General features: G+C 49.2%; 8 protein-coding genes. 1 reads left to right on the top strand and 7 read right to left on the bottom strand.

The genetic code is table 11. From position 1 onward, the window contains the following. The 5 genes from STRDD11_RS14145 to nrdR form a co-directional block, all read right to left on the bottom strand. A partial coding sequence (locus tag STRDD11_RS14145; protein WP_241209304.1) for a GTPase occupies window positions 1-589 on the bottom strand: 589 nt, incomplete at its 3' end. A gap of 248 nt (window positions 590-837) precedes the next feature. Then, a complete protein-coding gene (locus STRDD11_RS03700) occupies window positions 838-1,551 on the bottom strand; it encodes an NADPH-dependent oxidoreductase (protein ID WP_128835525.1) in 714 nt (237 codons plus the stop codon). After that, a complete protein-coding gene (gene dnaI, locus STRDD11_RS03695; protein WP_128835522.1) occupies window positions 1,548-2,447 on the bottom strand; it encodes a primosomal protein DnaI in 900 nt (299 codons plus the stop codon). Before dnaI ends, STRDD11_RS03700 begins: the two co-directional genes overlap by 4 nt. Further along, on the bottom strand, window positions 2,448-3,596 hold the full coding sequence (locus STRDD11_RS03690; protein ID WP_128835520.1) for a replication initiation and membrane attachment family protein: 1,149 nt from the start codon (window positions 3,594-3,596) through the stop codon (window positions 2,448-2,450). It lies immediately after the preceding gene. Further along, window positions 3,597-4,070, bottom strand: coding sequence for a transcriptional regulator NrdR (gene nrdR, locus STRDD11_RS03685; RefSeq protein WP_128835518.1), 474 nt, complete (start codon window positions 4,068-4,070; stop codon window positions 3,597-3,599). A gap of 112 nt (window positions 4,071-4,182) precedes the next feature. Between nrdR and STRDD11_RS03680 the strand changes: the two genes are divergently transcribed. Next, on the top strand, window positions 4,183-4,872 hold the full coding sequence (locus tag STRDD11_RS03680) for an excalibur calcium-binding domain-containing protein (RefSeq protein WP_241209303.1): 690 nt from the start codon (window positions 4,183-4,185) through the stop codon (window positions 4,870-4,872). A 385-nt stretch (window positions 4,873-5,257) separates the two neighbouring features. Here STRDD11_RS03680 and STRDD11_RS03675 read toward each other — a convergent pair whose 3' ends face one another. Next, complete coding sequence (locus STRDD11_RS03675) at window positions 5,258-6,073, bottom strand: endonuclease/exonuclease/phosphatase family protein (RefSeq protein ID WP_128835516.1); 816 nt, start codon at window positions 6,071-6,073, stop codon at window positions 5,258-5,260. Between the two features lie 17 nt (window positions 6,074-6,090). After that, a partial coding sequence (locus tag STRDD11_RS03670; protein ID WP_128836266.1) for a PTS transporter subunit IIBC occupies window positions 6,091-7,974 on the bottom strand: 1,884 nt, incomplete at its 5' end.

Genomic DNA, 7,974 nt, shown 5'->3' with positions numbered 1-7,974 from the left:
CTCCCAGAATAGCATTGATCAGACTGGACTTGCCGACATTGGGCCGGCCAATCAGGCTGAACTTAATCATATCGGGATTTTCCCGAATTTCTTCGTTGGGCAGATTTTCCACAATGGCATCCAGCACATCCCCGGTGCCAATCCCGTGAACGGAGGAAAGCGGGAAGGGATCGCCCAGACCCAGAGCGTAAAAATCAAAAATCTCACTGCGCATCTCAGGATTGTCGACCTTGTTGACTGCCAGAATAACCGGTTTATGGGTCTTGTAGAGCATACGGGCTACATACTCATCTGCGTCGGTAATCCCCTCTTTTCCAGATACGACAAAGACAATGACATCGGCTTCTTCCATGGCAATTTCTGCCTGATGCTTGATTTGCTCCATAAAAGGCGCATCCACATCATCAATCCCTCCGGTGTCAATCATGCTGAATTTGCGGTTGAGCCACTCAGCCGTCGTGTAAATCCGGTCCCGAGTCACCCCCTCAACGTCCTCCACAATGGAAATCCGTTCACCGGCAATCCGGTTGAACAGTGTTGACTTGCCGACATTGGGCCGGCCGACAATGGCAATAGTTGGTAAGGCCATCTTATTCCTCTTTCATCTGAATGAAGGCTGAGACAACAGCCCCAGCTTCCTATAGTTCTATCGTCTGACTTACAAGACGCAGTGGTTGGGAGCGGACCTGTTGACTTTAGTCAACTAGAATTTCCCCCTGCACAATTTGTTAGGCGCTTCAGCGCCGATGAACCACTGCTGAGCGGTTTCTGATTCATTGATGTATCAACTCTTACAAGCCGCTGCTTTGACATCAAGCTTTGCTTGACTTTATTCACTTATCCTAATTTTTTATCTTTTAGATTTTCCTGACTGGCTGGGTGCGGTTCTTGGCCAAACTGGGCAGCCAGACGCTGGCTCCAGCTTTCTTTCGCCCGTTCTCCGGCATAGTCTGCCTGCACCCGGTCATAGGTTTCAATAACTGCTGCATTCTGTTCCCGGTATTCTTCCTCAAAGACGACTGCTTCATAGGGCAGGCGCGGCTTGACCGCATGCTGCTGAGCCGGTTTCCCCAAGGCGATGCCAAAAACCGGATAGGTGTAGTCTGGCAGTCTGAAAAGCTGAGCGATTTCCTTGGAAGCATAGCGGACCAAGCCAATTATCACCCCGCCGTAGCCCAGACTTTCAGCAGCCAGCAGAGTATTCTGCCCGGCCAGCGCCGCATCAACTGAGCTGATCAGCAGATTTTCCGTTCCCTGCGGGTAAAAAGCGTCCGTATGGAGCTCCACTCCCTTATGAGCCCGATTGAGGTCGCCGACAAAGAGCAGAAAGACCGAAGCCTGCCGAATGGCTTCCTGAGGCACTAGCTGAAAGAGGGCCTCCTTTTTCTCCTGACTGCGGACGACAATGACCGAGTAGGACTGGAAGTTTTTCCAGCTGGAAGCAGCCCGGCCGGCATCAATCATGCTTCGCACATCCACTTCCGGAATGGGCTCATCCTTAAAACGGCGGACGGAAGTATGACGCTTCATTAAATCAATGGTTTCACTCATCGGCGGTTTTCTCCTTCCAGACGGACTTCCTGGGCCAAGAACTTGATGCGCTCCATGACCCGCTTGGCCTGCCAGGTCTCGTCGCCATTCTTAGAATTAGCAAAATGCCGCTCCAAATCAGCAAAACTGAAATTGGAGGTAAAGAAAGTCGGCAGATTTTCCTGCATGCGGTGCTGCAGGATGACCTGCAGAATTTCATCGCGCATCCAAGGGCTGGACTGCTCGGCGCCAATGTCATCCAAAATCAGCACCTGCGCTGTCTTGACGCCGTCAATCTTTTCCTTGACCAGACCGGAGCTGATGGCATTCTTCACATCCAGAACAAAGCTTGGATAATGCAGCAGAGTCGTAGAAACACTGCGCTTTTCCGATAAATCATGGGCCAGAGCTGCCATCATGTAGCTCTTGCCAACACCGAAATCCCCGTAGAGATAGAGAGCTTTTTGATAATCGGGATAGTCAGCCACAAAGTTGGTCAGAAGCTCAAAAGCCTGATAGCGGCCGACATCATCCAAGTCAATCTTAGCCAGACTGGCTTCCTTGAGACTGGCCGGCAGATTGATGAGATTAAGACGGCTGCGAACAGCCTCCTGCCGCTCCTGCTCAATCAGCTCCGGCGTTTCCTCATAAGAAACATCAGCGTATCCTTCATTCCGAACCAAGACCGGCTTGTAGCCCTTGGCAATGTAACTGTCATCCCCCAGCAGAAAACGGTTGCGCTCCGTGATATACTGATTAAACTTGGAAATGCTGCGCTGAATCTCAGCCTGCGACAGGCCTTCCTGCTGGATAAAAGCTGCTACATCAGGGTCTGCCATGATCTGCTTGACCAATTCCTGATAGTCAAACTGCCGCACTTTATTCATATGAGGCAGGGTCTGTCCGATTTTTTCCATTTAGTCGCTTCCTCCTTCAAGTTTGGCTAAGAGCCGGCGTTTTTGCTCTTCCAGTTCAGCCTGCTTTTCAGCGCTGGTTTCATTCTTATAATCCGGCTGACTCCAGTCAGGTACGTTGCTGGTCTGTCCTTTGGAAAAGGCCGGTTTTTTGCTGCCCTGCTGATGGCGCTCACGGATTTTGAGAACGGCTTCCTCAGCCGATTTGACACCCTGATAGGCAAAGTCATTGGCGGCTTTAAGGGCGTATTTTTCATTGACATTGGCCGAATCAACCTTATTAAAGGTCAGCAGCAGAATGACATTGATCACCTCATCAAGGAGACCTAGCTCTGCCAAATCCTGCAAGAGCTTTCGCTCAGTCCGCGTGATGGCTGCCTGACGCGTTTGCTTAATCTCTGCCAGAAACATCATCGGCGCCTTGCTCTTTGCCTCCCGGATAATGGAACGCTCCTGCTGGCTAAATTCGCTGTCAACAGGCCGCTGGGCCAGCTTCTGCTTCATGCGCTTGGTAGAAATGACCTGAGAAACTGCTGTTTCCTTAGCTAAGAGATAGGTCTCATACCAGGTCCATTTTTTCTGCTCTGCTATGGCAAAAAGCTCCAGCACGTCTTCCTTTTCATCCGCAAAGCGCAGATTTTCCTGCGCCATGCGCTGCTTGAAGTGCCCTAAGTCAAAATCGTTGACCTGGCGGGGACGTTCCTGCTGCTGATTTTCCAGACCAAATACCTGCATAAAAGGCTTGATCCGTTTTTGACCGCTGGCGCTCTCAGGTCTCAGCGCTTCCGCGGCCGCCTCGCCAATTTTCTTCTCCAGCAGCTTGCTGTAGACATTATGCTGGAAAAATTCATCGGCAGACAGGGGCGGATAAAGCTGCATCACATAGGCACCTTCTTCCTCATAAATAGTGAGCAGCCGCATAGCACTCAGTCGGTCCAGACTGCTTTCCAGAATGTCCATCCCAAAATCCAGATGATTGAGAATATGGCTGAACAGATGCTCTTTCTGGCCATTATCCCAGAAAGCCAAGAGATAAAGATAGAGAGCAGCCGCCTCCCTCCCTAAGATCGGAAGATAGAGCCGGGAAAAATTGCCCGTATCCTGACTGACCAGATGATTGCGCAAGAAAGAAAAATGATGATTTGGTTTCATTTATTTTTCCTTTTTCTTCTTGGAACCCTTGGTGATCTGCTTGAGCAGACTTTCCAGCTCACCTACATCCTTGAAACTCCGGTAGACGCTGGCAAAGCGGACATAGGTGATCTCATCTAGCTCGGCCAGCTCATCCATGACCAAGGAACCGATATATTCGCTGTTGATTTCATTGTCACTCTGACTGCGGACCTTTTGCTCAATCCGATTGACAATGGTCTCAATTTCATCGCTTGATACAGGCCTTTTCTGAGCAGAACGGATAATCCCGTTAAAAATTTTATCCCGAGAAAACTGTTCGCGTGTGCCGTCTTTTTTGACAACAACCAAGGTCCGCTCCTCTACACGCTCATAGGTTGTAAAACGGTGCTGGCACTCCTCGCACTCACGGCGGCGGCGGATGGTGTTCCCATCCTCAGCCTGCCGGCTGTCCACTACACTTGACTTACTCCCACCACATTTCGGACAACGCATGACATCCCTCCTAGAATCTTAATACTTCATTATAACACGTTTTCAAGAATAACAAAAGACAGCAGTTTGAGGTCTAAAAAGGGAGGAAAAGGAGCATGCAGATTTCTAAAAATTGGACAACATCAATCATTCTGTTATTCTTTTTTCTATCATTTCTTATATAATATTTTTGAAAACGCTATCATTTTATAAAAAGGAGATTATTCTGATGTTATCAAAGAAAAACATTGCAGCTTGCTCTTGTATCCTGCTGGCTTGCGTTACCCTTTCTGCCTGCTCTTCGAATACAGAAGATACCAAAGCCGTTTCCAACTCCTCCTCTTCTGCAAAAATTAGCTCAGCAAGTAGTCGGTCATCGGCACAAAAAGAAAAAAATAAAGCTGAAAAAGAGCGCCAACAAAAAGAGGCTGCAGAAAAAGCGGAACAGGAACGGATAGCACAAAGGCAACAGGAAGAAGCTCAGAAAGCCGCCGAAGCGAAAAAACAACAAGAAGAAGCTCAAAAAGCTGCCGAAGCGAAAAAACAACAAGAAGAAGCTCAGAAAGCTGCCGAAGCACAAAGGCAACAAGAAGAAGCTCAAAAAGCTGCCGAAGCGCAAAGGCAACAAGAAGAAGCTCAAAAAGCCGCCGAAGCGCAAAGGCAACAAGAAGAAGCCGCTGCTGCACAAGCAGCCCAAGCCAATGTCTACTACAAAAACTGTTCTGAAGCAAGAGCAGCCGGAGCTGCACCAGTCTATCAAGGCCAGCCTGGATACGGCCGCCACTTGGATCGAGACGGTGACGGTATCGGATGTGAACGATAAGCCAGAGACCAAGCAAAAACTTTTTATCGTCATTTAGTTTATCTTTTATTCCGTCGTTAACTCGCCTTGCTTTAACAGTCCGGGGGAGTGAGGCTGAGACAGACTCCCATGATAGCTGCGCCCTCACCCGCAAAAGGGAGTATCTTTGATAAGATACTGTATAAAAAGTCCTTCAGCCTCTTCTGTCCCACCGCCACTGCCAAAAGCAAAGGAAAAGACTGTAAATAGAAAAACGCATAAAAACAGGCTGTTCGAAAGCGCTGATTTTATGCGTTTTTTAATAAAATCTTTCGTCATATTTGGCTGGAAATAAAAACTTTATCCTGCCTGTTCTTTTGCCGGTGAGAACGCAGCCATCACAAGGGTGCGTCCCACCATCTTTTCTCTAAATTTTCACCTCTGCTTCTAAACCAAAGTGGTCGCTGACAACTGGACCATTTTGACCGTCAAAAACAACAGCTGAGCGTTCTGCCTTCATCCTCCGACTGGTGAAAATATAATCAATCTTCAGGGCAGACTGATTCTGATCCCAGCCAGCGATACCGCCTTCCACCGTCGCCTCTCCGACAGCCTCTGCAGCAGCCGTATGGCTGTCCTGCAGGTTCAGCGGGCTGGCCAACATGGTCTGATAACCTTCCTGATCGGCTGGATTATTGAAGTCTCCCATCAAAAGCAAAGGTGTCTCCGCTTTCAATAGCGCTGCTTGCAGCTTGGACCACTCGCTCTGAAACCCCTTGTCCCACCAAGACAGATGGCAGGATGCTGCCGTCAGCAGCTGACCTTCCACCTCTGTCTCCGCCAGCAGAACCTTGCGCGTCCGATAATCTGCAGGATTGTTGACTTTTGATACCAAAATTTCTCTAGGAGCCAGCGGCTTTCTGGATAAGATTGCCACCCCTTCATGATAAATGTCAAAGCCTATGTGATTATAGGCCCAGGACCAGTAGTAATCCAGTCCCTGTGCGGATAATTTCTCCGTCAGGCAGAGAGCGTAGTTATCCTGATGAAGGGCAATACTGCCCGACACTGCCTGATAAAGCGGAGCCTGAACAGCCTGTTCAGACTCCGTTAATTGATTGACTTCCTGCAGGCAAATGACATCATATTGTTCTTGAAGAATCCGCTCAGCTAGCCAATTGAGCTTTTTGTCTTGTTCTTCTTCTATCCAGCTATGAGTATTTAAAGTCAGGAATTTTGCCATGGTCTCTCTTTTCTATCTTACAGTTCAACTTTGGCGACAACTGTCTTGGCAGCAGCTCGGCCGAGTCTTTCAATCTTTACAGACTTGATGGCTGCTGCATTGGTGAAGACGACAAGAGCTGAAGTTTCACGTCCCGCTTCCTTGATTGCTTCCAAGTCAGCCGTCACAAGAAGCTCACCAGCAGCAACGGTTTGGCCTTCTGCCACATGGACTTCAAAAGGTTTGCCTTCAAGGCTGACTGTATCCAAGCCGATGTGCACCAAAACTTCCAAGCCATTCTCCGTCAAGAGGCCAAGAGCATGCTTGGTAGGAAAGACATTGGTCACTGTGCCGGCAACTGGTGAGTAAATCTGACCGTTTTCAGGCTCGACAGCAAAGCCGTCTCCCATCATTTTTTGTGAGAAGACTGGATCTTTGACATCTTCCAGCTCGATGACCTGGCCGTCAGCGACTGCTTGGATGTTTTCTGTCACACCCTTGTAAGCAACTGCCGCAGCTTTAGATTCAGCCTTTTGATGCGGCAGGGTTTCGGGAATGACTTCTCCTGAGTCCAATAAATCCTGAATATCGGATTTGAGGACATCAGCTTTCGGTCCGTAGATAGCCTGCACCCCTTGGCCTTTCATCACCAGACCCATGGCACCTTCAGCCTTCCACTGCTCCTCGCTGCCGACTTTTTCTGCCTCCTTGACCGTTACCCGCAGACGGGTCATGCAGGCATCCACATCTACGATATTCGCCCGGCCGCCCAAGAGATTGATAATATTGACCGCCTGAGAAGCAGCAGCCACCTTGCCGCCGTCAGCAGCAGATTCTTCTCCGCTTTCAGCAGTTTCATAGTTGCCATTGCGGCCCGGAGTCGCGTAGTTAAACTTCTTAATCATAAAGTTGGCAATGAAGTACATGAGGACTCCAAAAAGAAGCGTCACCCAAATAAAGTTAATAATATCACTGCCCAGACCGGCATTGACAGCCATCGGAGTCCGGGTCAGAAATTCAATCGAACCAAAAGAATGAACGCGCAGATTGACAATGTCAGCCATAGCAAAGGCTGCTCCCTGCACAACTGAATAAACCAAGTAAAGCGGTGTTGCCACAAACATAAACATGTACTCAATCGGCTCAGTGACACCCGTCAGGAAAGTCGCCAGAGCTGTCGCAATCATCATCCCTTTGTACTTGTGCTTCTTGTCCGGATCCACATTGCGGTAAATGGCCACAATAACTCCTATCAAGATCCCAAAAGAACCAATCATTTGCCCCACTTTGAAACGGGCCGGATGAATCGTATCCAGCAGCTGCTGGTATTGGCCGGCATTGGCCCCCTTTAGGTTCACCAAGTCGGTGACCCAAGCCAGCCAGAGCGGATCTTGGCCAAATACTTCTGTGCCCTTGGCCGCACCAGTCAGCACCTCATAGGTACCGCCCAAAGCTGTATAGTTCATTGGAATCGTCAGCATATGGTGCAGGCCAAACGGCAGCAAGAGGCGCTCCAGAGTGCCATAGAGGAAGGGCGCCAGAATCGGCGCTGTATCCTGAGAGTTGGCAATCCAGACACCGAAAGCATTAATCCCGCTTTGGATCAGCGGCCAAATAAAGGAAAGGAGAATCGCAACGACGGCCGAGCGGAAAATGACCACAAAAGGTACAAAACGTTTGCCGTTAAAGAAAGACAGAGCATCCGGCAGCCTGCGGAAGTTATAGTATTTATTATAGGCAGTTGCGCCGACAAAACCGGCGATGATTCCGACAAAGACCCCCATATTGAGAGCCGGAGATTCAAGGACGCTGATAAAATAATCTGAAACCTTGATGGTCCCGCCCAGAAGAGTCTGAACAGTCGCTTCCTTATCTGCCAGCAAGTCCGAGGTCACGCCGAACATAATCCCAGTGATACGGTT

Source organism: Streptococcus sp. DD11, from assembly GCF_001578865.1.
Taxonomy (GTDB): domain Bacteria; phylum Bacillota; class Bacilli; order Lactobacillales; family Streptococcaceae; genus Streptococcus; species Streptococcus panodentis.
This window is presented reverse-complemented; position numbering and strand designations above follow the sequence as displayed.

What these genes read in the sequence shown, in the direction of transcription:
- STRDD11_RS03690 (WP_128835520.1), bottom strand. Translation starts at nt 3,596, where the DNA reads ATGAAACCAAATCATCATTTTTCTTTCTTGCGCAATCATCTGGTCAGT.
- nrdR (WP_128835518.1), bottom strand. Translation starts at nt 4,070, where the DNA reads ATGCGTTGTCCGAAATGTGGTGGGAGTAAGTCAAGTGTAGTGGACAGC.
- dnaI (WP_128835522.1), bottom strand. Translation starts at nt 2,447, where the DNA reads ATGGAAAAAATCGGACAGACCCTGCCTCATATGAATAAAGTGCGGCAG.
- STRDD11_RS03675 (WP_128835516.1), bottom strand. Translation starts at nt 6,073, where the DNA reads ATGGCAAAATTCCTGACTTTAAATACTCATAGCTGGATAGAAGAAGAA.
- STRDD11_RS03700 (WP_128835525.1), bottom strand. Translation starts at nt 1,551, where the DNA reads ATGAGTGAAACCATTGATTTAATGAAGCGTCATACTTCCGTCCGCCGT.